At 70.3% G+C, this 22,587-nt stretch carries 20 protein-coding genes and 1 riboswitch; of the genes, 5 read left to right on the top strand and 15 right to left on the bottom strand.

Translation table 11 applies throughout. The features are described from left to right. Nucleotides 1-2 precede the first annotated feature (2 nt). The 3 genes from GGR04_RS14175 to GGR04_RS14185 form a co-directional block, all read right to left on the bottom strand. On the bottom strand, nucleotides 3-983 hold the full coding sequence (locus tag GGR04_RS14175; protein ID WP_183200571.1) for a WD40 repeat domain-containing protein: 981 nt from the start codon (nucleotides 981-983) through the stop codon (nucleotides 3-5). Then, nucleotides 983-2,134, bottom strand: coding sequence for a CobW family GTP-binding protein (locus tag GGR04_RS14180; protein ID WP_183200572.1), 1,152 nt, complete (start codon nucleotides 2,132-2,134; stop codon nucleotides 983-985). The genes GGR04_RS14175 and GGR04_RS14180 overlap by 1 nt, the downstream gene beginning before the upstream one ends. A gap of 93 nt (nucleotides 2,135-2,227) precedes the next feature. Further along, nucleotides 2,228-3,040 (bottom strand): creatininase family protein, encoded by an 813-nt coding sequence (locus tag GGR04_RS14185; protein WP_183200573.1) that lies wholly within the window; start codon nucleotides 3,038-3,040, stop codon nucleotides 2,228-2,230. 136 nt (nucleotides 3,041-3,176) lie between these two features. On the opposite strand from GGR04_RS14185, the gene GGR04_RS14190 reads away from it, so the two are divergent. From GGR04_RS14190 to GGR04_RS14210, 5 genes are all read left to right on the top strand, one after another. Further along, the gene (locus GGR04_RS14190) at nucleotides 3,177-3,641 is read left to right on the top strand and encodes a MarR family winged helix-turn-helix transcriptional regulator (protein ID WP_183200574.1); all 465 of its coding nucleotides are present in this window, start codon (nucleotides 3,177-3,179) and stop codon (nucleotides 3,639-3,641) included. A gap of 107 nt (nucleotides 3,642-3,748) precedes the next feature. Further along, on the top strand, nucleotides 3,749-4,771 hold the full coding sequence (locus GGR04_RS14195; protein WP_183200575.1) for a LacI family DNA-binding transcriptional regulator: 1,023 nt from the start codon (nucleotides 3,749-3,751) through the stop codon (nucleotides 4,769-4,771). A gap of 30 nt (nucleotides 4,772-4,801) precedes the next feature. Then, nucleotides 4,802-5,791: a 2-hydroxyacid dehydrogenase gene (locus tag GGR04_RS14200; protein ID WP_183200576.1), complete on the top strand. Its 990-nt coding sequence runs from the start codon at nucleotides 4,802-4,804 to the stop codon at nucleotides 5,789-5,791. An 88-nt stretch (nucleotides 5,792-5,879) separates the two neighbouring features. Beyond that, entirely contained in the window at nucleotides 5,880-6,995 is a 1,116-nt protein-coding gene (locus GGR04_RS14205) for an autotransporter outer membrane beta-barrel domain-containing protein (protein ID WP_183200577.1), read from the top strand. A 113-nt stretch (nucleotides 6,996-7,108) separates the two neighbouring features. Next, nucleotides 7,109-7,555 (top strand): hypothetical protein, encoded by a 447-nt coding sequence (locus GGR04_RS14210; protein ID WP_183200578.1) that lies wholly within the window; start codon nucleotides 7,109-7,111, stop codon nucleotides 7,553-7,555. A gap of 10 nt (nucleotides 7,556-7,565) precedes the next feature. Here GGR04_RS14210 and GGR04_RS14215 read toward each other — a convergent pair whose 3' ends face one another. The 12 genes from GGR04_RS14215 to GGR04_RS14270 all read right to left on the bottom strand — a co-directional run bounded on the left by GGR04_RS14215 (nucleotide 7,566) and on the right by GGR04_RS14270 (nucleotide 22,534). Then, entirely contained in the window at nucleotides 7,566-8,237 is a 672-nt protein-coding gene (locus GGR04_RS14215) for a GNAT family N-acetyltransferase (RefSeq protein WP_183200579.1), read from the bottom strand. After that, nucleotides 8,234-9,106 (bottom strand): alpha/beta hydrolase, encoded by an 873-nt coding sequence (locus GGR04_RS14220; protein ID WP_183200580.1) that lies wholly within the window; start codon nucleotides 9,104-9,106, stop codon nucleotides 8,234-8,236. Before GGR04_RS14220 ends, GGR04_RS14215 begins: the two co-directional genes overlap by 4 nt. Before the next feature lie 93 nt (nucleotides 9,107-9,199). Then, complete coding sequence (locus GGR04_RS14225) at nucleotides 9,200-9,841, bottom strand: 2-dehydro-3-deoxy-phosphogluconate aldolase (RefSeq protein ID WP_183200581.1); 642 nt, start codon at nucleotides 9,839-9,841, stop codon at nucleotides 9,200-9,202. A 105-nt stretch (nucleotides 9,842-9,946) separates the two neighbouring features. Next, nucleotides 9,947-10,420, bottom strand: a complete 474-nt coding sequence (locus GGR04_RS14230; protein WP_183200582.1) for a VOC family protein — start codon at nucleotides 10,418-10,420, stop codon at nucleotides 9,947-9,949. 78 nt (nucleotides 10,421-10,498) lie between these two features. Beyond that, a complete protein-coding gene (locus tag GGR04_RS14235; protein WP_183200583.1) occupies nucleotides 10,499-11,956 on the bottom strand; it encodes an alpha,alpha-trehalose-phosphate synthase (UDP-forming) in 1,458 nt (485 codons plus the stop codon). A gap of 1 nt (nucleotide 11,957) precedes the next feature. Then, on the bottom strand, nucleotides 11,958-12,725 hold the full coding sequence (gene otsB / locus GGR04_RS14240; RefSeq protein ID WP_183200584.1) for a trehalose-phosphatase: 768 nt from the start codon (nucleotides 12,723-12,725) through the stop codon (nucleotides 11,958-11,960). A gap of 37 nt (nucleotides 12,726-12,762) precedes the next feature. After that, nucleotides 12,763-13,380: an N-acetylmuramidase domain-containing protein gene (locus tag GGR04_RS14245; RefSeq protein WP_183200585.1), complete on the bottom strand. Its 618-nt coding sequence runs from the start codon at nucleotides 13,378-13,380 to the stop codon at nucleotides 12,763-12,765. A 153-nt stretch (nucleotides 13,381-13,533) separates the two neighbouring features. Next, a complete protein-coding gene (locus tag GGR04_RS14250; RefSeq protein ID WP_183200586.1) occupies nucleotides 13,534-14,847 on the bottom strand; it encodes a D-amino acid dehydrogenase in 1,314 nt (437 codons plus the stop codon). A gap of 146 nt (nucleotides 14,848-14,993) precedes the next feature. After that, nucleotides 14,994-15,083: riboswitch (glycine riboswitch) on the bottom strand. A 122-nt stretch (nucleotides 15,084-15,205) separates the two neighbouring features. After that, nucleotides 15,206-16,726, bottom strand: coding sequence for a choline-sulfatase (gene betC, locus GGR04_RS14255; RefSeq protein WP_183200587.1), 1,521 nt, complete (start codon nucleotides 16,724-16,726; stop codon nucleotides 15,206-15,208). Nucleotides 16,727-17,102: 376 nt separating this feature from the next. Continuing rightward, nucleotides 17,103-18,044, bottom strand: coding sequence for a choline ABC transporter substrate-binding protein (gene choX / locus GGR04_RS14260; protein WP_183200588.1), 942 nt, complete (start codon nucleotides 18,042-18,044; stop codon nucleotides 17,103-17,105). 202 nt (nucleotides 18,045-18,246) lie between these two features. Beyond that, complete coding sequence (locus tag GGR04_RS14265; RefSeq protein ID WP_183200589.1) at nucleotides 18,247-21,387, bottom strand: efflux RND transporter permease subunit; 3,141 nt, start codon at nucleotides 21,385-21,387, stop codon at nucleotides 18,247-18,249. Between the two features lies 1 nt (nucleotide 21,388). Then, nucleotides 21,389-22,534, bottom strand: a complete 1,146-nt coding sequence (locus GGR04_RS14270) for an efflux RND transporter periplasmic adaptor subunit (RefSeq protein ID WP_183200590.1) — start codon at nucleotides 22,532-22,534, stop codon at nucleotides 21,389-21,391. Nucleotides 22,535-22,587: the final 53 nt, after the last annotated feature.

A 22,587-nucleotide genomic window follows, 5' to 3' on the forward strand; every position in this document is an offset into this window, starting at 1 on the left:
CGTCACGGCGCGGCGATGTCGACGACGCCCGCCTCGCCGCCCTCGGAGCCGAAGGCCAGGAAGCGGCCCTTGGCGTCCCAGCCGAGGGTCGAGACCGCCGACGTGCCGCCCCGGCGCAGCAGCGCCTCGCGCGAGTCGCCGAAGCGCACCGCCAGGATCATGCCATCGGCATAGCCGATCGCCACGAGCTCGTCGGTGGGGTGGCAGGCGACGGCCGTCACCATCGTGTCGCCGCGGGTGCCGAGTTCGAGCGGACCCTTGCCCATCGGTCCGTCGCGCCCCGAGAACGGCCAGAGGATCGCCGCCGGCGCGCCGGAGGTGGCGAGGAACTTGGCCTTGGCCGACCAGGACCAGTTCTTCACCTTGGCGGGATAGCCGGTCATGCGCATGTGCTTGCCGTCTTCGAGACGCCAGCCGTGTAGCGCGTTCTCCTGCATCACCGTGACGAGGAAGCGCCCGTCGGGCGAGAAGAAGACGCCGGTATGGGCGCCCTTCCACTCCAGTTCCTGCGGCGCGGCGTCGGTGCCCGCGAAGAAGAGCGAGGCGCCGTCGTAGCGCGCGGTGGCGAGGCGCAAGCCCTTGGGCGCCAGCGCCACGTCCTCGACGGTGCGCGGATGGGGAAACTCGCGCACCGCCCCCTTGGCGTCGCGCACGAAGGCGCTGCGCCCGGCCGCGAAGGCCACCGTGCCGTTCGGCCCGCCGGCCACCGACGTCACCCAGCGGCGGCCGGCGGTGGCGATCTCGGTCATCCTGCCGTCGGCGTGCGTCGCCACCACGCGCCCGTCCTCGCCGCCGCTGAGAAGCTGGCCGGCGAACCCGTCGAGCCGCGCCGTCAGGAGACCGCCGCGATGGGCGTCGAGCACGCGTTCGCCGCCGGCGGGAAAGCGAATGGTGCCGTCGGCCAGCGCGAAGACCGGCTCGCCCGCGAGGAAGAGCGCGGCCTCGACATGGCCATCGAAGCTGTAGGGAGCGATGTGCGGCATCAGGCGGCGGTGGTCTCGCGGGTCTTCGCGGCGCAGGCGGCGAACTCGGCTTCCAGCCGCGCCGCGTCGAGCTCGCGCCCGATGAAGACGAGACGGCTCTCGCGCGCCTCACCCTCGCGCCACGGGCGCTGGTGGTCGCCCTCGATGATCATGTGGACGCCCTGGATGACGTAGCGGTCGGGATCGCCCTTGAAGGCGATGATGCCCTTGAGGCGCAGGATGTTCGGCCCCTCGGTCTGCGTCAGGTTCTGGATCCAGGGGAAGAAGCGGTTCTGGTCGAGTTCGCCCCCGCGCAGCGACACCGAGGTCACCGTCACGTCGTGGATCGGGGCGACGGCGCCATGGGCGTGGCCGTGATGGTCGTGCCCGTGATCCTCGTGCCCATGATCGTGATGCGCATGGTCGTGATGGGCGTGACCATGGTGGTCGTGATGGTCGTGGCCGCAGTCGGGGCCGCAGACATGCTCGTCATGGGCGTGCGCGGCCGCTTCCAGGAAGGCGGGATCCTCGTCGAGCACCCGCGTCAGGTCGAAGGCGCCCTGTTCGAGCACGCGCGAGAGATCGACGCCGGCGCGCGTCGTGCGATGGATCGCGGCATGCGGGTTGATGGCGCGCACCGTCGCCTCGACGGCGGCGAGCTCCTCCGGAGTCACGAGGTCGCTCTTGTTGATCACCACCACGTCGGCGAAGGCGATCTGGTCTTCCGCCTCGCGCGAATCCTTGAGGCGAAGGCCGAGATGCTTGGCGTCGACCAGCGCCACCACGGCGTCGAGCTTGGTCTTGGCGCGCACGTCCTCGTCCATGAAGAAGGTCTGCGCCACCGGCACGGGATCGGCGAGGCCGGTGGTCTCCACGATGATCGCGTCGAAGCGGCCGGGGCGCTTGGTCAGGTTTTCCACCACGCGCACGAGGTCGCCGCGCACGGTGCAGCAGACGCAGCCGTTGTTCATCTCGTAGATCTCCTCGTCGGTCTCGACGATGAGGTCGTTGTCGATGCCGATCTCGCCGAACTCGTTGACGATCACCGCGTAGCGCTTGCCGTGGTTGCCGGAGAGGATGCGGTTGAGGAGCGTCGTCTTTCCCGAACCGAGATAGCCGGTGAGGACGGTGACGGGAATCGGCGCGGGCGCGGTGCGGGCGGTGTCGGACATCGATGGCCTCCTTTGGCTCGGGATGCCCGATATAGGCCTCGCCGCGACGGATTGCACGCGGGGCCTCGTGCCCGCCGCGAATGGCTGGGACCGTCAGCCCGCCGGCGGCGCGAGGCGCGCAAGATCGAAGCGGGCGACGTCTTCGAGGAACGCCGTGAAGCCCGCCACCTGATGGGCCGCGATCGCCTCGCCCATGGCGGCATCGGCGAGCCGCGCGTCGCCCACCGTGCCCACGGGATTGAGGTCTTCCGCCAGCCAGCCAAAGCCGAGTCGGCCGTGGGCGCGCAGATGTCGGTTCTCCGCGGCCAGCGCCGACTGCAGCGAGGGCTGGTCGGCGACACGCTCGCGGAGAACCAGCTCGGGCCGGAAGGCCAGCATCAGCGCCGTCTCCACCGCGCCGCCATGGATGCCGATCGCCGCTTCCGCCTCCGGCACGAGCCCCGCCGGCAGGCCGAACCGGCCCCACGAGGCGGTGGCGCAGAGAAGCCCCAGGCGTCGGCGAAGGTCGAGCGCGGCGAGTTCCATCGCCTGCGTGTTGCCGCCATGCGAGGAAACGATCACGATCCGCCGAAAGCCCGCCCGCGCCAGCCCCTCGCCGATGCGCAGCAGCGTCTCGACGCCCGTGCGCCAGTCCAGCGACAGCGTGCCGGGAAAGCTCAGGTGCTCGTCGGACGTGCCGAGGCGCTGCACCGGCAGCACGGTGACGGCGGCGCCGCCGTCCAGCCGCGTGAGAAGCCGCTCCACCATGCCCTCGGCGATCATCGCGTCGGTGCCGAGCGGCAGATGCGCGCCGTGCTGCTCGGTGGCGGCGATGGGCACCACCGCCACGGCCCGCGCCAGCGCCCCGGGGCTCTCTTGGCGCAGCTCGGCGCTCGTCATCTCCTCGAAGCGTGGGCGGATCGGCATGGGCGGGCATCCTGCGTCGCGAACATGGAAAGCGTCTTAACGGCCGGCGGCATCTCGCGAAACCCGCCCACGCGCGGTGGACAGCGCGGCGGCGCTTCGTCATCCTCGGGCGCGCACACGAGAGGTGACGGGAATCATGGCGGACAAGACGAACAAGCGTCCGATGCTCGCCCAGCTCGCGGTGGCCTCGCGCGTGGCGCGCACCGCCCTCTCCAGCCGGCTCGCCGCGGAAGGGCTCTATCCCGGCCAGGATTCGCTGCTGCTGCTTCTGGGCGAGCGCGACGGGCTGGCGCTGCGCGAGGTGGCGCAAGCGCTCGCCGTGCGTCCGCCCACGATCACCAAGACGATCGCCCGCATGACGAAGGAGGGGCTGGTCGAGAAGCGCGTCTGCACCACCGACGCCCGTCAGAGCTTCGTCCACCTCACCGAGCGCGGCCACGGGGTGCTCGCCACGGTGCGGCAGGCGCGGGACGAGACCGAGCGCACGGCGCTGCGCGGGTTGAAGCGCAAGGAGCGCAAGACCCTTCGCAAGCTGCTGGCGCGGGTGGAGCGCAATTTCGGCGGCGCGCCGGACGCCGGCGCCGACGACGAGGCACCGTGATGCCGGCGGGCGCGGCGGCGCATCGGCCGCCTCCGGTTGCGTTTGCGGCGCTTCCTCCTTTAAACCCGTGCACGACGGGGTCTTCGATGGATGCGGAACGGCGATAGGTGGCGCAGAAGGTCAAATTATCGACGATCGCCGAGACGCTCGGCCTGTCGACGGCGACCGTCTCGCTCGCGCTGCGCGACAGCCCGCTCGTCGCCGAGATCACGCGCGAGCGCATCAAGGAAGAGGCGCGGGTCTCCGGCTACATCTACAACCGGCGCGCCGCCAGCCTTCGCACCTCCAAGTCGGGCATCGTCGGGGTCTGCGTCCACGACATCATGAACCCGTTCTACGGCGAGATCCTGAAATCGGTGGAGAACGAGCTCGACCGTCACCGCCAGACCTTCGTCCTCTGCAACCATTACGACGAGCTGTCCAAGCAGCGCGCCTTTCTCGAGACGATGCTGCAGCTCGGCGCCGACGGGCTGATCATGTCGCCGGCCATCGGCACGCCCGCCTCCGACATCCGCCTCGCCGAGGACAACGACCTGCCGGTGACGCTGATCGCGCGTACCGTGGACGGCTCCGGCGTCACGTCGTTTCGCGGCGACGACACCTACGGCATGTCGCTCGTGGTCGATCATCTCATCGCGGAGGGCCACCGCAAGATCGCGATGATCGGCGGCACCGACCTCACCTCTACGGGACGCGACCGCGAGCTCGGATACCGGCAGGCGCTGGAGCGCGCCGGCATCGACTATCGGCCGGACTGGCGCATCCAGGGGCCGCGCTCGCGCCATTCGGGCTTCGACGCGGCGGCCGAGTTCCTGGCGCTGCCGGACCGGCCCGATGCCGTGGTCTGCTTCTCCGATCTCGTGGCGCTCGGCCTGATGTACGGCCTGGCGCGCGCCGGCCTGCGGCCGGGCATCGACATCGCCGTCTGCGGCTACGACGACATCGACGAGGCCGCCATCGCCATGCCGCCGCTCACCACCGTCTCGAACGGCCAGAGCGAGGTCGGCCAGCGCGCCGCCGGGGCCTTGCTGGCCCGGCTCGCGGGCGAGCCGGCGCGCGAGAGCCTCGAACTCATCACCCCGCATCTGCGCATTCGCCGCTCCAGCCGCCTCGGCGGCACGGGCGACTGACGCCCCCGCGCCTTTTTTCCGGAGCCTTCCATGACCGACCCGTCCGACGCCCCCGTTCTCGTCTTCGGCCCCTACAATGCCGACGGCCTCGCCGAACTGAAGGCGCGGTTCGCGCATGTGCATCATCTCAGCGAGAAGAACCTGTCGCTCCTGCCCGCCGGCGAGCGCGAGACGATCCGCGCCGTCGCGGTGGCCGGCACGTTCGAGAACACCGACATGGCCGATCTCCCGGCGCTGGAGATCGTCGGCCATTTCGGCGTCGGCTACGACGGGATCGACGCCGCCCACGCAGCCACGCTCGGCGTCGCCGTCACCAACACGCCGGACGTCCTCACCGACGAGGTGGCCGACACCGCGGTGGCGCTGACGCTGATGACGGTGCGCGAGCTGCACCATGCCGAGGCGCATGCGCGCTCGGGCGACTGGGAGACCAAGGGCCCCTACCCGCTCACCCGCTTCTCGATGCGCCGCAAGAGCGTCGGCATCATGGGCCTCGGGCGCATCGGCCTCGCCATCGCGCACCGGCTGGAAAGCTTCGGCGTCACCATTCACTACCACAACCGCTCGAAGCGCTCGGACGTCGCCTATCCCTATCACGCCACGCTCGCCGATCTCGCCGAGGCGGTGGACATCCTCCTGATCGCCGCGCCCGGCGGCGCCTCCACCGACCGGGCCGTGGACGCCACTGTTCTACAGCGCCTCGGGCCGGACGGCATCCTCGTCAACATCGGGCGCGGCTCGACGGTGGACGAGGCTGCGCTGATCGAGGCGCTGCAGTCGGGCGGGATCGCCGCCGCCGGGCTCGACGTCTTCGCCGACGAGCCGCGCATCCCGGCGGAACTGCGGGCCCTGCGCAACACCGTGCTGCTGCCGCATGTCGCCTCCGCCTCGCGCGACACGCGCATCGCCATGGGCGATCTCGTGGCCGACAACCTGTCGCGCTGGTTCGCGGGCGAGGACCTCGCGACGCCCGTGCCCGAGAGCGCCGAGGCCGGTCTGGTGCGTCGCGCGAAGGGCTGATCCGCGGAAGCGTTCACGATCGGGCGATCCAGTTCCGGTTCATGCTGCAATGCGATAAGAACGACTGCTGAAACAGAAGGAGACGGCCATGTCCCCTCCCTCCCGATCGCATCGTCTTCTTCGTCCGCGACTGAGAGGCCGGCTCGTCGCCAGCCTCTCGCTGACCCTCGCAGCCGCCTCGCCGGCGCTCGGTGGTGTCGCGGAGAATGCCGATCTCACTGCAACACTCGCCTCGGCGGTCTCATCGCGCCTCGGCGACCGGCTGGAGCGCCTGCGCGACGCCGACCGCAAGGAGGCTTCCGGCGTCGAGCTGACGCTGCGGCTCGGCACCGTGGAGACCGACGCACCCGTCGATCCCTTTCTCATCGACGACCCCACGCCCGTTCTGCCGCAGATCTACCTGCAGGACGACATCCTGACGCGCGGTGTTCCCTCGCGCACGATGGAGATCAAGCGCGCGGCGCAGGCGGAGGGGAACCTCGACCTCTGGTGGCTCGGCAGCGTCGACCTCGGCCGGCGCGGCGACGGCATGCTGGCGCCCGGCCGCTCCGCCGCCGGCCTCTCGGCCGGCTTCGACGTGAAGCCCGAGGCCGACCGCTCCTATGGGCTGGCGCTCGGCTTCGACCAAGGCCTCGGCGCGGCAGGCTCGGTGGCCGTGCCCAGCCTGGCGGCCTATGGCAGCGTCCACCCGACGACGCATACGTTCGTCGACGCCGTGGCGGGGCTCGCGCGCGTCGAGACCGCGCTCGATCCGGCCCCCGCCGAACCTGCGCTCGGCCTCTCCGGGCGCACCCTCTCCTTCGGGGCGCTGACCTTCGGCTACGAAGCGCGAAAGGGCCGATGGCTGCTCTCGCCCTACGGGCGCGCGGAACTCTCCGCGATCGGCCCGTTCTCGGCGCCCACGAGCGTCGCCGTCAGCGCGCGCCGCCTTTCGGCAGTGGCGGGCCTTCGCGCCGACTACACGCTGCGCACCGAGGGGCTTCTCATCAAGCCCGGGCTGCGCTTCGAGATGCTGCGCGACCTCTCGCGCGTCGACGCGGCGAGCGACCGGCTGGCCGCGAGTTCGGCCCGCACCTTCTCCTTCTCGCCGGGCATCCGCGCCGAGCTGACGCCCGACTGGAGCGCGCGGCTCGAGCATAAGGCACTGTGGGGCGGCGCCGGCGACACGCGCAGCGTGGAACTGCGGATCGACGGCAAGTTCTGATCGGGCGGCGCACGCGAGCGTGAACGCCCAAGGCCACCGGCAAAACGCGCGCGTTAACCTTCAGGTAAGATTAACGAGGTCATACTGCCCGCTTGATCGCATGGAGACCTGTCATGAGATTTGCAGCCGTGGCGCTCGGCGTCGGCTTCGTCGGCACGATCCTCGCCTCCAACATCCAGGGGCCGAACGCGGCCTCCGCCGAAAGCCTCGTCTCGGCAATGCGCCCCTCCGCCGAGATCACCGGTTCGATCGCGCCGGCCGGCGCCAAGGCGCCGACCACGGCCGTGCGCCTCATCGACCTTCGCAACGGCGCGACCTGCAAAATGGCCGGCCCGGCCGAGGCCGCGGCCGGCTTCCGCCGCATGCCGATCGGCCCGGACTGCGCGGCCTCGCCGGAGCTCGCCCGCGTCGCCTACTGGAAGACCACCGACGACGGCGCGCTGATCATGGCCGACAGCGGCGGCGCCACCGTGCTGCAGTTCATTCCCGGCGACGGCGTCCTGTTCGAGAGCGTCTATCCCTCGAATGCGCTGATCACCATCGTGCCAGCGCGCAGCTAGCGCCGAACCGTCAGGGCCGGGTGCGGCAGTCGGCGAGCGATCGGCGTTGTCGCCCGTCCGTGCCGAAATTGGCCTCCTCCAGCCAACGCTCGAAACCGGCGCGCACCATCGGCCATTCCCCATCGAGAATGGCATACCAAGCGGTGTCGCGGTTGTGGCCCTTCACCACCATGTGCTGCCGGAACAGGCCCTCGTAGCGAAAGCCAAGACGCTCGGCCGCGCGCTTGGAAGGCGCGTTGGCGTCGTTGCACTTCCATTCCAGCCGCCGATAGCCGAGTTCGTCGAAGAGCCGCCGGAACAGGAGGTAGAAGGCCTCCGTCGCCGCGCGCGTCATCTGCAGGCTCGGCGCGAGGCAGATATGCCCGATCTCGCCGACGCCGTTGGCGGGGTCGAGCCGCATCAGCGCGGCGACGCCCTCGGCCACCCCCGAGCCGTGCGGCACGATCGCGTGGAACAGCGGGTCGTTGCCGAGATAGGTCGAATGGCCGAAACGGGCGAAGGCGTCGGGCGTCTCGAACGGCCCGTAGGCGAGATAGTCCCATAGCCGGTCGTTGCCCTCGAAGGCGGCGAAGAGCTCGCCGAAGCGCGCCTCGTCCACCATCGGCTCGACGCTCACGCCGCGCCCCTCGATCGGCTCGGCGCTCGGCAGGTTGCGGGCGGTCCAGTGCGTGAGATCGGTCATCGCGTGTGCTCTTCCAGGAAGGTGAGGACGGTGCGGCGCAGGCTCCGGTCGCCGAGCGGTAGGGCGGTGGCGAGCGAGGAGACCGCGCCGATATGGTCGATGCCGGGAAGCAGGACCTCCTCGACCTCGCCGCCCGCCGCGCGGATCGCCCGCGCCATGGAGCGCGTGTTCTCGGGGTTCACGGTCGTGTCGTCGAGGCCGGCCACCAGCAGCGCCGGCGCCTCGTCGCCCGAGACGAAGTTCACGGGCTGGCTGGCGGCGCGCACCGCCGGCGGGAAGATCCGCTTGTAGCGCTCCTCCGTCAGCGGCAGGAAATCGTAGGGGCCGGCGAGCCCGACGAAGGCCGAGACACGGGAAGCGCTCGATCCGGCGGCCTCGAGGTACCGCGCGTCGAAGGCGAGCAGCGCGGCGATCTCGGCGCCGGCGGAATGGCCCATCAGCGCCAGCTTGTGCCGCCCGGCGGGAATGCCGTGCCCGCCCTCGCGCGCCAGCTTCTCCACCGCCACAACCGCCCGCGCGCCGTCCTCCACGAAGCGCGGGAAGATCACCTCGGGATAGACCCGGTAGTCGGGCACGGCGACGATGAACCCGTCGCTCGCCAGCGACTGTCCGACGAAGCGGTAGAGGTCCTTCGAGCCCGAATCCCAGCTTCCGCCGTAGACGAAGACCACCACCGGGGTCTGCGCCGTGGCCCGGGCGGGCACGTAGAGATCGAGCGTGCCGCGCGCGCCCGGCGCGTAGCGCACGTCCCGCACCGTCTCGTAGCCGGAGCGGCTGGTCACCGTGTTGAGGAAGCCGGCCGCCGAGCAGCCGGAGAGTACCATCGCCAGCGCCAGCCCCGCGGCCCGCGCCCAGATCCTGCCCGTCATGAACCGTCCTGCCTTCGTCCGACCGGACAGCCAGATAAAGCGCCCGAGCACGGCGGCGAGGGACGCGACGCCACGAGGGCCGGCCCTGCGGCGTCAGACCGCCTTGAGGGCGGCGGCCTCCGCCGCGAGCGCGGTGATGCCGGCGAAGTCGCCGGACGCGACCATCTCCTTCGGCGCCACCCAGGAGCCGCCGACGCAGACGACGTTGGGCAGCGCCAGGTAGTCGCGCACGTTCTTCACGGAGACGCCGCCGGTGGGGCAGAAGCGAATGCCCTGGAAGACCGGCGCCAGCGCCTTGAGATAGGGAATGCCGCCGAGCTGCTCGGCGGGGAAGAACTTGAGGATCTCGTAGCCCTCCTCGATCATCGCCATCAGCTCGCTCGGCGTCGCGGCGCCCGGCAGTAGCGGCACGTCGGAGGCCTTGGCGGCGTCGAGCACTTCGTGGGTGGTGCCGGGCGAGACGATGAACCGGGCGCCCGCCTCCACCGCCTGGTCGAACTGGCGGGGGGTCAGGATGGTGCCGGCGCCGCAGCGGGCTTCCGGCACTTCGGCCGAGATGGCGCGGATGGCGTCGAGCGCGGCCGGGGTGCGCAGCGTCACCTCGATGCCCGGCAGGCCGCCGGCGGCGAGCGCGCGTGCGAGCTTCACGGCGTCCGCGGCCGAATCGACGGCGACCACCGGCATCACGGGCTGCGCGGTCAGGATGTCCATCAGCGCGTGGGTCTTCTGGGTCATGTCGTCGTCCTCGGGGATCGCGGTTGGCCCATCCTTAGCCTATCGACCGGCCCGCCGGAACACCCCCGCCGCCGCTCGGCCGGCGTTTGGCGGGCCGGTCGCGCATCAGCCGCGCCGCGCCGCCTCGATCGCGGCGACGTCGATCTTGCCCATCCCCATCATCGCCGCGAAGGCGCGCCGGGCCTCGTCGCCGCCCGCCGCCATCGCCTCCATCAGCACGCGCGGCGTGATCTGCCAGGAGATGCCCCAGCGATCCCGGCACCAGCCGCAGGCGCTCTCCTCGCCGCCATTGTCCACTATGGCGTTCCAGTAGTGATCGGTCTCCTCCTGCGTCTCGGTGGAGATCTGGAACGAAAAGGCCTCGCTGTGCTGGAACGTCGGGCCGCCGTTCAGCCCGAGGCAGGGAATACCGGCCACGGTGAACTCCACCATCAGCACGTCGCCCATCTGCCCGGACGGGTAGTCGCCGGGCGCGTGGTGGACCGCGCCGACCGCGCTGTCCGGGAAGACCCCGGCATAGAAGCGCGCCGCAGCTTCCGCCTCGCCGTCGTACCAGAGGCAGACCGTGTTCTTGCGCATCGCCCGTTCTCCCGGCATGCCATGCAGTCCGACGATCGTCGCACCGCCGGGCGCCAAGGTCCAGATGCGCTATTGCGGTCAGGATCCCCCGGTCGGGCCGCCGCCGAAGCCCCAGCGGTGCCACCAGGAGCGCGGTTGCAGGTCGCGCTCGGCCGGCGCGTCGAGCACCGCGAGGAAGGTCTCGCACCAGTTCTGCGCGGTGTTGCGGAACACCCGCTCGCGCATCGCGGCGTGGCGGCGCTGGCGCTCCTCCAGCGGCATCTTCAGCGCCTGCAGCAGGGCGCGCGTCACGTCGTCGGTGGAATAGGGGTTGATGATCAGCGCCTCGGGAAGCTCGGCCCGCGCCCCGGCGAAGCGCGAGAGGATGAGCACGCCGGGGTCGGCGGGATCCTGCGCGGCGATGAACTCCTTGGCGACGAGGTTCATGCCGTCGCGCAGCGGCGTCACCATGCAGACCTGCGCGGCCCGGTAGATGCCGGCGAGCGCGCGGCGGGTGAAGCCGTTGACGAGGATCTGGATCGGGTTCCAGTCGAGCGTGGCGAAGCGGCCGTTGATGTTGCCCGCCAAGCCCTCCAGCTCGTTGCGAAGATCGACATAGGCTTCCAGCTCGGAGCGCGACAGCGGCGCGACCTGGAGGAACTGCACCTGCCCCCGCTCCTCCGGGTGGTCTTCCAACAGCTGCTCGAAGCCGCGGAAGCGCTCCACGATGCCCTTGGAGTAATCCATCCGGTCGACGCCGACGATCTGGTGGCGGCCGCGCGAGATGTCGTTGACCATCGCCTCGTGCTCGCGCGCCTCCTCGGAGGTGGCGAACTCGGCGAAGCCTTCGGCGTCGATGCCGATCGGAAAGGCGGAGGCGCGCACGACGCGCCCGTCGCTGGTTCGCACGCGGTCGCCGTCGACGTCCTCGGCGCCGAGCTCCTGCACGCAGAAGGCCACGAAGTTGCGCCGGTCGCCCTCGGTCTGGAAGCCCACCACGTCGTAGTCGAGGAGGGCGCGCACGAGATCGTGGCTGGCGGGCAGCGCCGTCAGCATCTCCGGCGGGCAGAAGGGAATGTGCAGGAAGTAGCCGAGCCGACCGTCGTAGCTGGCGCGGCGCAGTTCCGAGCCCATGTAGAAGAAGTGGTAGTCGTGGATCCAGACGAGGTCGTCGGCCTCCAGCTGCGGCGCGAGGCGCTCGGCGAAGCGTCGGTTCACGGCACGGTAGACGCGATCCGACGAGCGCTCGAAGGAGGCGATGTCCAGCCGGTAGTGCAGCAGCGGCCAGAGCGAGCGGTTGGCATAGCCGAAATAGAAACCGTCGATCTCGTCCTGCGTCAGGTCGATGGTGACGAGCGAGGTCGAGCCATGCGTCTCGGTCTTCAACTCGCTCGACGAGCCGGCGTCCGAGATCTCGCCGCTCCAGCCGAACCACAGCCCGCCGCGCCGGCGCAGCGCATCGGCGAGGCCCACCGCCAGCCCTCCGGCCTTGCCCTCGTCGCTGAGCGGCCCCACCCGGTTGGAGACCACCACGAGACGTCCCGACTGTTCCGCCATGCTATTCGCTCCCCGTTCCTGCAGCCGACGGCTCGCCGGGCGCGCCGAGCCAGCGATGCACCGAATCGACGCCGGCCAGCCGGTAGTCCGCCTCGCTCAAGCCCGTTCCCACCTTGATCGCGATCCCGCCCCGCTCCTTCACCGCGCGGAACCCGAACTCGTCCGTCGTGTCGTCGCCGAGATAGACGGGCACCCGCCCCCGGAAGGGATCGGCCACCAGGAAGGCGGCGAGCGCGCGGCCCTTGTCCATGCCGGCGAGATGCACCTCGACGATGTGGTCGCCGTTCATCACGGCAAACCCCTCGTCGCCGTGCACCGCCTCCGCCATCAGCCGCTCGGCTTCTGCCTTCAACTCGGGATGGCCGCGATAGTGCAGCACCAGCGCCAGCCCCTTGTCTTCGAGGCGCAGGTCCGCGCGGCCGGCAAGTTGTCGCCCGAGGTCGCGGCGCAGCGGGTCGAGCCGCTCGGGACCGGCGAGGCGCTCGATCGGATCATCCGGGCCGCCGCGCCGCTCCAGCCCGTGGACACCGGCGGCGGCGAAGCGCAGCGGCTCGAGGAAGCGGTCGAGATCGGCGATGCGCCGGCCCGAGAGCACCGCGAAGGCGCCGCTCAACTCGGATTGCAGCGCGGCCAGCCGCAGCAGCGCCGCGCGGTCGATCGCCACGGCCTGCGGATCATCGACGAGTTCGACGAGCGTGCCGTCGAAGTCGATGAAGAGGGCGTGACGGGCGGGGTCGAGAGCGGGGGGGATGGTCATGAGGGCTGACATAGGACCGATCCCCCCGGCGGCCACCGTTTCGCAGGGATCAGGCCGGCGCGGAGGCGCCCTCTCCCAGCGCCCGGCGCGCCGCGCGGTAGGCCGCGGCGATCTTGGTGTGGTAGGCGTTCTCGGCGTAGCGCGGGCCGTTGTAGAGCCGCGCGAAGCCGGCCGCGTCGCCCGAGACGAGGCGGTCCGCGAGGTGGCCGAGCTTGAGGAAGCGGGCGGCGATCGTCAGCTGTCCCTCTGCCGAGCCGCGCGCCATCACGGCGAGGTCCGCGGCCGAGCGGAAGCCGAGCCTCTGCCAGTGCGCGCCCATCACCTGCCCGAGCCCCCAGGAGGTCGCCGCGAAGGCGGCCTCGGGGTCGATCGCCTCGGCGCGCGCCAGCAGACGCCAGCGCGCCTCCTGGCCGGCGGGGTTGCGGATGCGCCCGGCCTTGGGGTGCGAAAGCCCTGCGGTGCGGGCGATGCGCCGGGCGGGTTCAGCGAGCAGCCGGTCGAAATAATGGCCCTCGAAGCGGATCAGAGGCTCGTCGCGCTCGCCGACCCGCGCTGTTGCACGGGCGTTCGTCTCCACCAGCGCCACCGCCAGCAGAACGGCGGCGGCAACGCCCTCGCGCGCCTCCACCGCCCGCGCGGCATCCGCGACCTCTCGTGTGATGGCCATCGCTCTCGTCCTCGCTCGTTTCGACGGCCCGAGGATGCGGGCCGCGCGGCGAAGGAGGACATGCGGGGGACAGATCGGGAGCAGTTGCCGGATGACAACTCCCGCGAGCAGACGGGACGATGCCGCCTGCCCGCGAGGCAGGGGATCAGGCGATCAGGCGGCTTCGGTCAACCGCTCGGCCTCGGCGCGCACCGTGCCCACCGGCTTCAGCGCACCGGAGACGGCGACGCCGGGCGCCGCATAGTCGCCCGCGACCTCGGCCGCGATCGTGTCGGCGGTGATCGCCGAGAGCGTCCAGCCGAGATGGCCGTGGCCGGTGTTGTAGTAGACGCCTTCCGCCTTGCCCTGCCCGACGCGCGGCAGCATATCGGGCATCATCGGGCGAAGGCCCGCCCAGGGCACGACCGAGGCGGTGGAGACGCCGGGGAAGCGGTAGCGGCACCAGTCCACCAGCGGCTTGATGCGGGCCATGCGGATGTCACGGTTCTCGCCCGCGAACTCCGCCGTGCCGGCGATGCGCAGGCGGTTCGGCCCGAGGCGGCTGGTGACGATCTTGGCCTTGTCGTCGAGCAGCGAGACGGTGGGCGCGCCGGCCCGGCTCGCCTCGTCGTCGAGGTTCACGGTGATCGAATAGCCCTTCACCGGATAGATGTTGACGCGGTCGCCGAGCATATGGGCGAAGCGGCGCGAGGCGATGCCGGCGCAGACCACCACGGCGTCGAAATCCTCGCGCGCCGCCTCGTCCTGCGTGCCCGTACGCCGCGCGAAGACGGCGACGCCGCCCTCCTGGCGCTTGGAAAGGCGCGTCACGTCGGCATCGAAGCGGATGGTACCGCCGCGTCGCAGGCAGGCGTCGGCGAGGCCGCGCGTGTATTTGTGGATGTCGCCGGTAAAATCGCTCGGCGTGAAGAAGCCGCCACGGAAACGCCCGGCCAGCGCCGGCTCGATCGCGTGGATGCCGGCATCGTCGAGCACGTCGCGCTCCAGCCCACCCTTCTCGTAGAGCTTGTTCACCTTGAGCGCACTCTGGAACTCGGCCTCGGTCTCGTAGACATGCAGGATGCCGCGCTTCACGCAGTCGAAGTCGATGCCCTCGGCGTCGGCCATTTCGAGCAGATGGCGGCGGGCGGCGATGGCGAGCTTCACGGTGGCGATCGTGTTCGCCTCGTAGGAGCGCGCGGCCATCACGAACTCGGCCATCCAGGAGAGCTTGTGCCAGGTCGGTGCGGGATGGACGAGGAGCGGCGCGTCCTTCCGGAACATCCACTTGATGCCCTTGATGAAGGTGGCCGGGTTGTTCCACACCTCGGCGTTGGAGGCCGAGAGCTGGCCGCCATTGGCGAAGGACGTCTCCATCGCCGAATAGCCGTTTCGGTCGAAGAGGGTGACGTCGAGGCCCTGGGCCAGGAGTTTATAGGCAGTGGTCACGCCGGTGATGCCGGCGCCGATGACGGCGACTGAGGTCACGATAATCCTTTGCCCGAATCGTCGGGTCTGGCTTCGTGCCCCTCCGTCATTGGCCTGAGAGTTTCACGGAGCCGGGATCAGTCCCGAAACCGCTTTCTCCTTCGGCGGACGGATGCGTTCGGGCACCGTCACTCTCCGGATTCAAATCGCGCCGCGCGGTCCGTTTGCCTGAGAGTTTCCGGGGCGGTTGCTCCTTCGGCGCCGGCAATGAAGCCGGTCTCTCCCGCAGCGGCGATTGCCTTCACGCTAGGCCAAGCCCGCTGCGGCGGCAAGCGCAAAGAAGCGGCAGACCCGGCCTCGGTCGAGGCATCGCGCGGCAGGCTTAAGCAATCGCGCCCTTTGCGAGACCCGCCCGCCCTCACTCGCCGCGCGGAAAGCGCTGCGAATCCTCGAGATTGTCGAGATTCATGTGGTTGCGCATGTAGCGCTCGGAGGCGCGCTGCAGTGGCTGGAAATCCCACGGGTAGTAGGCGCCGTTGCGCAGCGCCTCGTAGGTCACGTGGCGGCGCGCCTGGCTCTGGCGCACCTCGGCGTCGAAGCGCGGCAGATCCCAGCGCCGCCGCACCTCGGCGTCGAACCCGGCGACGATCTCGGCGAAGGCGGGCTGGGCCGCGAGGTTCACGAGTTCGCGCGGATCGGCTTCGAGATCGAAGAGCTGGTCGGGGTCGGCGGCGCAGCGCACGAACTTCCACCGCCCCTGGCGGATCGAGACGAGCGGGGCAACCGAGCCCTCCGCGGCGTATTCCATGAGCACCGGTTCGGCGCGCTGCCCGCGCCGCGCCGTGTCGAAGAGCGAATGCCCGTCGAGCCACGCGGCGGAAGACCCGAGATCGAAGCCGACGATCTCGGCGAGCGTCGGCAGCACGTCGAGCGTCGAGACCGGCTGCATGTAGGGCCCGGCGGGCAGGCCGGGGGCGCACACCATCAAGGGCACGCGCGCCGAGCCCTCGAAGAAGTTCATCTTGAACCAGAGACCCCGCTCGCCCAGCATGTCGCCATGGTCGGAGACGAAGAGGATCGCGGTGTCCTCCAGCATCCGCGTGCGGTCGAGCACGTCGATGAGCTCGCCCACCTTCTCGTCGATATAGGAGATGTTGGCGTAGTAGGCGCGCCGCGCGCGGGCGATCTGCGCGTCGGCGATGTGATATTCGTGGTCGTCGCAGGCCATCATCAGGCGCTGCGAATGCGGGTCCTGCTCGCCGAAGGGGATCCGCTCCACCGCCGGCTCCAGCGCCGGGCAGCTCTCGTAGAGATCGAAGAAGCGGCGCCGCGCGACATAGGGGTCGTGCGGATGGGTGAAGGACACGGTGAGGCAGAAGGGCCGGTCGTCGTTGCCGCGCGCGTAGTCGTAGAGCTTGGCGGTGGCGCAATGCGCGACGTCGTCGTCGTATTCGAGCTGGTTGGTGATCTCGGCGACGCCCGCCCCCGTCACCGAGCCGAGATTGTGATACCACCAGTCGATGCGCTCGCCAGGTTTGGTGTAGTCCGGCGTCCAGCCGAAATCGGCGGGGTAGACGTCGGTGGTCAAGCGCTCCTCGAAGCCGTGCAGCTGATCCGGCCCGACGAAATGCATCTTGCCCGAGAGACACGTCCGATAGCCCGCGCGCCGCAGGTGATGGGCGAAGGTCGGAATGTCGGAGGCGAACTCGGCGGCATTGTCGTAGACACGGGTCTTCGAGGGTAGCTGGCCGCTCATGAAGGCGGCGCGCGCCGGCGCGCAAAGCGGGCTCGCCGTATATGTGTTGACGAAGCGGGCCGAGCGCGCCGCCAGCGCCTTGAGGTTCGGCGCATGCAGGAAGCCCGCCGGCCCATCGGGAAACAGCGTGCCGTTGAGCTGGTCCACCATGATGACGAGGACGTTGGGGCGGGCGACGTTCATGATGGGGACTCGGGCTTGGCGATCGGGCACGAGAGGCTTACGGCGCCCCTTGCCCGCAGGCAATCGCCATCGCAAAGCGTTATGGGTGGTGGAGAAGGAGAGCATCTCGCGGCGCCTGAGAGGACGCTTCCGCAAGTCGTCAGGGCATGCGAGGCCCTTTCCGCCTCGCACGCCATCGGCCCTCATCGTCACGTCCGGCTAAGCTCGATCGGGCCGATCCGCTCCTGCAGCGTCGCCGCAGCCCGCTCGTGTCGAGAGACAGGAAACCTAAGCGAACGGCGCGCCTGGAGCGCAGGCAAGGACCGGAGCGACCGGCCGCTGCCGGCCGCTGCCGGCCATTTGAATGGCCGGCAGACGACGTGAAATCGCCGAGGCCTCAGCCCCCGATCTCGGACTTCACGGCCTCGAGACCCGGCTGGCCGTCCAGCGTGGTGACGCCGGCGAGCCAGGGCTCGAGCACCGCCGGGTTGGCCTTCAGCCAGTCCTTCGCGGCCTTCTTCGCGTCGGTGCCGTCGGCGAGCGCCGCCATCATCTCGTTCTCCATCGGCACGGTGAACTTCACCTGCTCGAAGAGCTTGGCGACGTTCGGGCACTCGCCCGCGTAGCCGGCGCGGGCCAGCGTGAAGACCTCGGCGCCGCCGTAGTTCGGGCCGAAGAACTGGTCGGCGCCCGAAAGGTAGGTCAGGCCCATGTTGTTCATCGGATGCGGCGCCCAGCCGAGGAAGACGATCCAGTCCTTCGAGCGTCCGGCCTTCTGCACCTGGCTGAGCATGCCCTGCTCGGAGCTGTCGACGAGCTTCCAGCCCTTGAGGCCGTAGTCGGGCGCGTCGATCATCGACTGGATGTTGAGATTGGCGGGAGCGCCCGGCTCGATGCCGTAGATCTCCTTCTTGAACTTGCCGGCGTTGGCGGCAAGATCCTTGACGTCCTTGACGCCGGCCTCGGCCACGTAGTTCGGCACGGCGAGCGTGAACTTGGCGCCTTCGAGGTTCTTGGTCAGCACGTCCGCCGACTTCTTCGCGTCGAGCTCGTCGCGAAACTTCTGCTGCGCCGGCATCCAGTTGCCGAGGAACACGTCGATCTGCTTGTTGGCGAGCGACTGGTAGCCGATGGGCACGGCGAGCGTCTCGACGTCGGCCTCGTAGCCGAGGCCCTCCAGCACGGTCGAGGCGAGCGCGTTGGTGGAGGTGATGTCGCTCCAGCCGGGATCCGACATCTTCACGGTCTTGCAGCTGGCGGGATCGGCCGCGAGGGCGGCGGAGACCAGAAGGGTCGACGCGGCAGCGGCGGCGAGAAGGGCGGATGCGAATCGGGCCATGGAACACTCCGTTGCGGCGACGCGGGGCGAAGCCCGTCGCGGGTCGTAGAGCGGGCGTTCGACGAACGCCCGCAATGGCCGACATGAGGCGCGAGACACCACACGGTTGCAAGGGCAATCCGTCTCGAAAGTTCGGCATCCGAAGGAAGTTTCGACCAAAGGACGGCTCGGCCGCAGCCGCGACGGCGAAGCGGCGACCCGCTCACTCCGCCGGATGCGCCGCCCCGTCGTCGGCCGAGCGCGGCAGGAAGCGGCGCGTGCGGCGGCGGAAGCCGTCGAGATAGGTCAGCACCACAGGCACGAAGACGAGCGTCAGGATGGTGGAGGAGATCAGCCCGCCGATCACCGCATGGGCCATCGGCGCGCGCTGCTCGCCGCCTTCGCCAAGGCCCAGCGCCAGCGGCGCCATGCCGAAGATCATCGCCAACGTCGTCATCACGATGGGGCGAAGGCGCACCGCGCCGGCCTCCACCAGGCTGTCGCGCAGCGACAGGCCGCGTGCCACACCCTGGTTGGAATAGTCGACGAGGAGGATGGCGTTCTTCGTCACGAGGCCCATCAGCATGATGAAGCCGATGATCGAGAAGATGTTGAGCGTCGAGCCGGCGGCGAGCAGCCCGATGAGAACGCCGATGAGCGAGAGCGGCAGGGACATCATGATCGCCACCGGCTGCAGGAACGAGCCGAACTGCGAGGCGAGGATGAGGTAGATGAAGATCACGGCGAGACCCAGCGCCTGCACGGCGTAGCCGGTGCTCTCCGCCATGTTCTCGGCGTCGCCCCCGAAGGAGAGCCGGTAGCCCGGCGGCATTTCGATACCCGCGATCGCCCGCTGCAGATCGGCCGTCACCTCGCCGAGCGGGCGCCCCTCGACGTTGGCGGAGATGCGTACCTCGCGCGAGAGGTCGCGCCGGTTGACCGAGGCGGGCGCCACGCTGTCGACGACGTCGGCCACCTGGTCGAGCGCCACCGTCACCGGCCGGTTCTCGGCGTCGCGCCGCCCGGTGGCGATGGTGAGCGCTCGCAGCTGGTCGGCCCGCGCGCGCGCCGCGCCGGGCAGGCGTACGTTGACGTCGTAGGTCTCGCCGTCCGGCGCGTTCCACACGGAGACGGCGTTGCCGGCGACGAGCGGGCGCAGCGTGTCGCCGATCTCGGCCAGTGTGATGCCGAGATCGCTCGCCGCCTCGCGGCGCACGCGAACGGCGAGCGTCGGCTGCAGGTCGTCGATCGACGATTCCACCTCCACGGCGCCGGGAATGGCCGTCAGCGCGGCGATGATGCGGTCCGACAGGCGCTTCAGCTCGCCCTCCCCGTCGCCGAGCACCGAGAGCTGCAAGGGCTTCGCCGACGCCCCGCCCCCGCCGCCCCCGAACGAGGACTGGTTGAGCGAGACGGTGAGCCCCGCGATGCGCGCGAGGTCGCGCCGCAGCGGATCGATGATCTCGGAAACCGACCGCGAGCGCTCCGTCACGGGCTTCAGCGTGACGGCGATCGTCGCGGCGTTGAAGCCGCGCGCGCCGCTGGCGTTGATCGTGGAATAGAGGTTGGCGACCTCGAGCGTCGTGCGCAGCACGCGCTCGACCTGGGCCACCTTCACGCTCGTATAGTCGAGCGAGGAGCCTTGCGGCGCCTCGATCGAGACGGTGAATTCGCCGTTGTCGCCCTCCGGCATGAACTCGGCGCCGATGCGCGGCACCAGCATCAGGCTGCCGACGAACATCGCGAGCACTATCAGCACGGTAAGGATGCGGTGGCGGAAGCTCCAGCGGATCAGACCGGCATAGGAGCCTGCGAGGCGCTCGAAACCGCGGTCGAATCGCGCCACCAGCCGGCCGAGGGGCCCGCGCTTCGCGCCGGGCTGCGAGTGCGGATCGTACCAGACGCTCGACAGCATGGGGTCGAGCGTGAAGGAGACGAAGAGCGAGATGAGGACGGCCACCGAGACGGTGACGCCGAACTGCAGGAAGAAGCGGCCGATGACGCCGCCCATGAAGGCCACCGGCAGGAACACGGCGACGATCGAAAGCGTCGTCGCCAGCACCGCGAGGCCGATCTCGTTCGTGCCGTCGAGCGCTGCCTGCCGATGCGACTTGCCCATGGCGAGATGGCGCGTGATGTTCTCGCGCACCACGATGGCGTCGTCGATGAGGATGCCGATGGCGAGCGACAGCGCCAGCAGCGTCATCGTGTTCAGCGTGAAGCCCAGCGCATGGATCACCGCGAAGGTGCCGATCACCGAGATCGGCAGCGTCAGCCCGGTGATCACGGTGGAGCGCCAGGAGTTGAGGAAGAGGAAGACGATCGCGACGGTGAGGAACGCACCCTCGACCAGCGTGCGCTGCACCTCGGAGACCTGCGCCGAGATCGAGCGCGAATTGTCGCGCGAGACGGCGAGCTGCAGCCCCTGGGGCCCGAGCTCGGTCTGCAGCCGGGCGATCTCGGCGCGCAGATTGTCGGCGACCTCCACCGTGTTGGCGCCCTGAATCTTCACGACGTCGATGCCGAGCGCGGGCACGCCGTCGCGGCTCGCCCGGCTCGTCAGTTCGGCGCCGCCTTCGCGCACCGCGGCGACGTCGGCGAGGTAAATCGGGGCGCCGCCCTCCTGCGCCACGATCAGGCGCTCGAACCCGGCGACGTCGGCGATGCGCCCCTCCACCGTGACGGTGCGCTCATCCGCCCCCGAGATCAGCGTGCCGGCCGCGAAATCCTGGTTGCCGCGCCGCACCGCGTCGAGCACGGCGGTGACGCCGACGCCGAGTGCCTCCATGCGCTCGGGATCGAGCAGGATCTGCACCTGCCGCTCGGCGCCGCCGACGATCGAGGTCTGCCCGACGCCGGCCACGACGTTCAGCCGCTTGGTCACGATCTGGTCGGCAACGGTCGTGATCTCGGTGAGCGAGCGCGTCGGCGAGGAGACGGCGAGCGAGAGGATCGGCTGGTCGTCGGGGTTGAAGCGCGTCACCTGCGGGGTGTCGACCCCGTCGGCGAAGGCGGCCTTGAGGCGCGAGACGCGGTCGCGCACCTCTTGCGCGGCGGTTCGCGAATCGGTGTCGAGCGTGAACTCGACGATCACGAGCGAGCGCCCCTCGAAGGATTGCGAGGAGATCTCGTCGACGCCGCCGATCGTGTTGACGGCCTGCTCCACCGGCCGCGTCACCTCGCTCTCCACCGTTTCGGGCGAGGCGCCGTCATAGGTCGTGGACACGACCACCACCGGCAGGTCGACCTCGGGAAACTGCTCGACGCCGAGCCGGGAGTAGCCGAACAGCCCGATCACCACGATCGCCGCCATCATCATCGTGGCGAAGACGGGATGGGCGACGGAGATGCGGGTGAGGACCATCTCAGCTGAGATCCGCGCCGAGATCGACGATGGTGACCTCGACGTCGGGCTTGAGATTGGGCAGCGGCGCCGTCACCACGACGTCACCAGGCTTCAGACCTTGCGCGATCTCCACCGTGCCGCGGTCCGCGAACACCGCGCCGGTGTCGACGCCCTGCCGGCGCAGCCGCCCGTCCATGGCCTTCAGCACGAAGGCGCCGGCCTCGTCGCGGCGGATGGCGCCGGCGGGCAGCGCGATGACGTCGCGGAACCGCTCGACCTCGATCTCGCCGGTGGCGAAGAGGCCGCCGCGCAGCAGCCCTTCCGGATTGTCGACCGAGAGGAACACCCGCACCGCGCGCGAGCCCGCCACCGCCACGGGCGCGATGCGCGCCACCACGGCGTCGAGCGTGCGTCCGCTCGTGCCTTCGAGCCGGATGGCGGCGTGCTGGCCGACGCGCACCTCCGCGATGCGACTGGTCGGCACCATCGCCTCGATCTCCATCTCCCGAAGATCGACGACGGTGAGGAGCTCGGTGTTGACGGGCACGCTCTGCCCCGGCTCGACCTTGCGCTCGGCCACCACCCCGTCGAAGGGCGCGGTCGCGACGGCATCCGTGAGCGCCTTGCGAGCATCGGCGACGGAGGCTTCGAGGCCGCGCACCTGCGCCTGGAGATTGAGAAGATCGGCCTCGGCCGAGAGCAGCGTCGCCTCCGACGAGATGCCGGCAGTGCCAAGCTTGCGCGCGCGCTCCAGCACGGAGGCCGCGAGCCGGCGCTGCGCCTCGCGCGCCTCCAGCGTCGCCTGCTGCGCATCGAGCGCCGAGCGCAGCGCCACCGTGTCGAAGCGCGCCAGCGTCTGGCCGGCCGCGACCGTGTCGCCGACCTCGACCTCGACCGCCTCGAGCCGGCCGGACACCTGCGCGGTCACCACGGTCTGGCGCCGCGGCGAGGCCGAGCCCGAGACGCGGATCGTGCGTGCGATGTCTTCGCGTGCGACGGCCGAAACCTCGAGGCTGGCGAGTTCCACCGGCACCGCCGGCGCGGCGACGGCTGTCGCCGGGACAACGTCGGGCACGACGCGGCCGCGCTGCCAGACGACCCCGCCGGCGACGAGCCCCCCTGCCAGCGCGAGGATCACGAAGGTGTTTCGGAGCCGGTGGGCCATGCCATCCCAGGTTCGTTGCGTGAAGCGAATGCCGTTCGCCGTCTAAGGGCCGA

It is taken from the genome of Aureimonas pseudogalii, from assembly GCF_014196835.1.
Lineage (GTDB): Bacteria > Pseudomonadota > Alphaproteobacteria > Rhizobiales > Rhizobiaceae > Aureimonas > Aureimonas pseudogalii.

Bases quoted from the DNA above. Each gene is read 5' to 3' on its own strand.
- GGR04_RS14175 (WP_183200571.1), bottom strand. From the start codon at position 983: ATGCCGCACATCGCTCCCTACAGCTTCGATGGCCATGTCGAGGCCGCG.
- GGR04_RS14180 (WP_183200572.1), bottom strand. From the start codon at position 2,134: ATGTCCGACACCGCCCGCACCGCGCCCGCGCCGATTCCCGTCACCGTC.
- GGR04_RS14185 (WP_183200573.1), bottom strand. From the start codon at position 3,040: ATGCCGATCCGCCCACGCTTCGAGGAGATGACGAGCGCCGAGCTGCGC.
- GGR04_RS14190 (WP_183200574.1), top strand. From the start codon at position 3,177: ATGGCGGACAAGACGAACAAGCGTCCGATGCTCGCCCAGCTCGCGGTG.
- GGR04_RS14200 (WP_183200576.1), top strand. From the start codon at position 4,802: ATGACCGACCCGTCCGACGCCCCCGTTCTCGTCTTCGGCCCCTACAAT.
- GGR04_RS14205 (WP_183200577.1), top strand. From the start codon at position 5,880: ATGTCCCCTCCCTCCCGATCGCATCGTCTTCTTCGTCCGCGACTGAGA.
- GGR04_RS14210 (WP_183200578.1), top strand. From the start codon at position 7,109: ATGAGATTTGCAGCCGTGGCGCTCGGCGTCGGCTTCGTCGGCACGATC.
- GGR04_RS14215 (WP_183200579.1), bottom strand. From the start codon at position 8,237: ATGACCGATCTCACGCACTGGACCGCCCGCAACCTGCCGAGCGCCGAG.
- GGR04_RS14220 (WP_183200580.1), bottom strand. From the start codon at position 9,106: ATGACGGGCAGGATCTGGGCGCGGGCCGCGGGGCTGGCGCTGGCGATG.
- GGR04_RS14225 (WP_183200581.1), bottom strand. From the start codon at position 9,841: ATGACCCAGAAGACCCACGCGCTGATGGACATCCTGACCGCGCAGCCC.
- GGR04_RS14230 (WP_183200582.1), bottom strand. From the start codon at position 10,420: ATGCGCAAGAACACGGTCTGCCTCTGGTACGACGGCGAGGCGGAAGCT.
- GGR04_RS14235 (WP_183200583.1), bottom strand. From the start codon at position 11,956: ATGGCGGAACAGTCGGGACGTCTCGTGGTGGTCTCCAACCGGGTGGGG.
- otsB (WP_183200584.1), bottom strand. From the start codon at position 12,725: ATGTCAGCCCTCATGACCATCCCCCCCGCTCTCGACCCCGCCCGTCAC.
- GGR04_RS14245 (WP_183200585.1), bottom strand. From the start codon at position 13,380: ATGGCCATCACACGAGAGGTCGCGGATGCCGCGCGGGCGGTGGAGGCG.
- betC (WP_183200587.1), bottom strand. From the start codon at position 16,726: ATGAACGTCGCCCGCCCCAACGTCCTCGTCATCATGGTGGACCAGCTC.
- choX (WP_183200588.1), bottom strand. From the start codon at position 18,044: ATGGCCCGATTCGCATCCGCCCTTCTCGCCGCCGCTGCCGCGTCGACC.
- GGR04_RS14265 (WP_183200589.1), bottom strand. From the start codon at position 21,387: ATGGTCCTCACCCGCATCTCCGTCGCCCATCCCGTCTTCGCCACGATG.
- GGR04_RS14270 (WP_183200590.1), bottom strand. From the start codon at position 22,534: ATGGCCCACCGGCTCCGAAACACCTTCGTGATCCTCGCGCTGGCAGGG.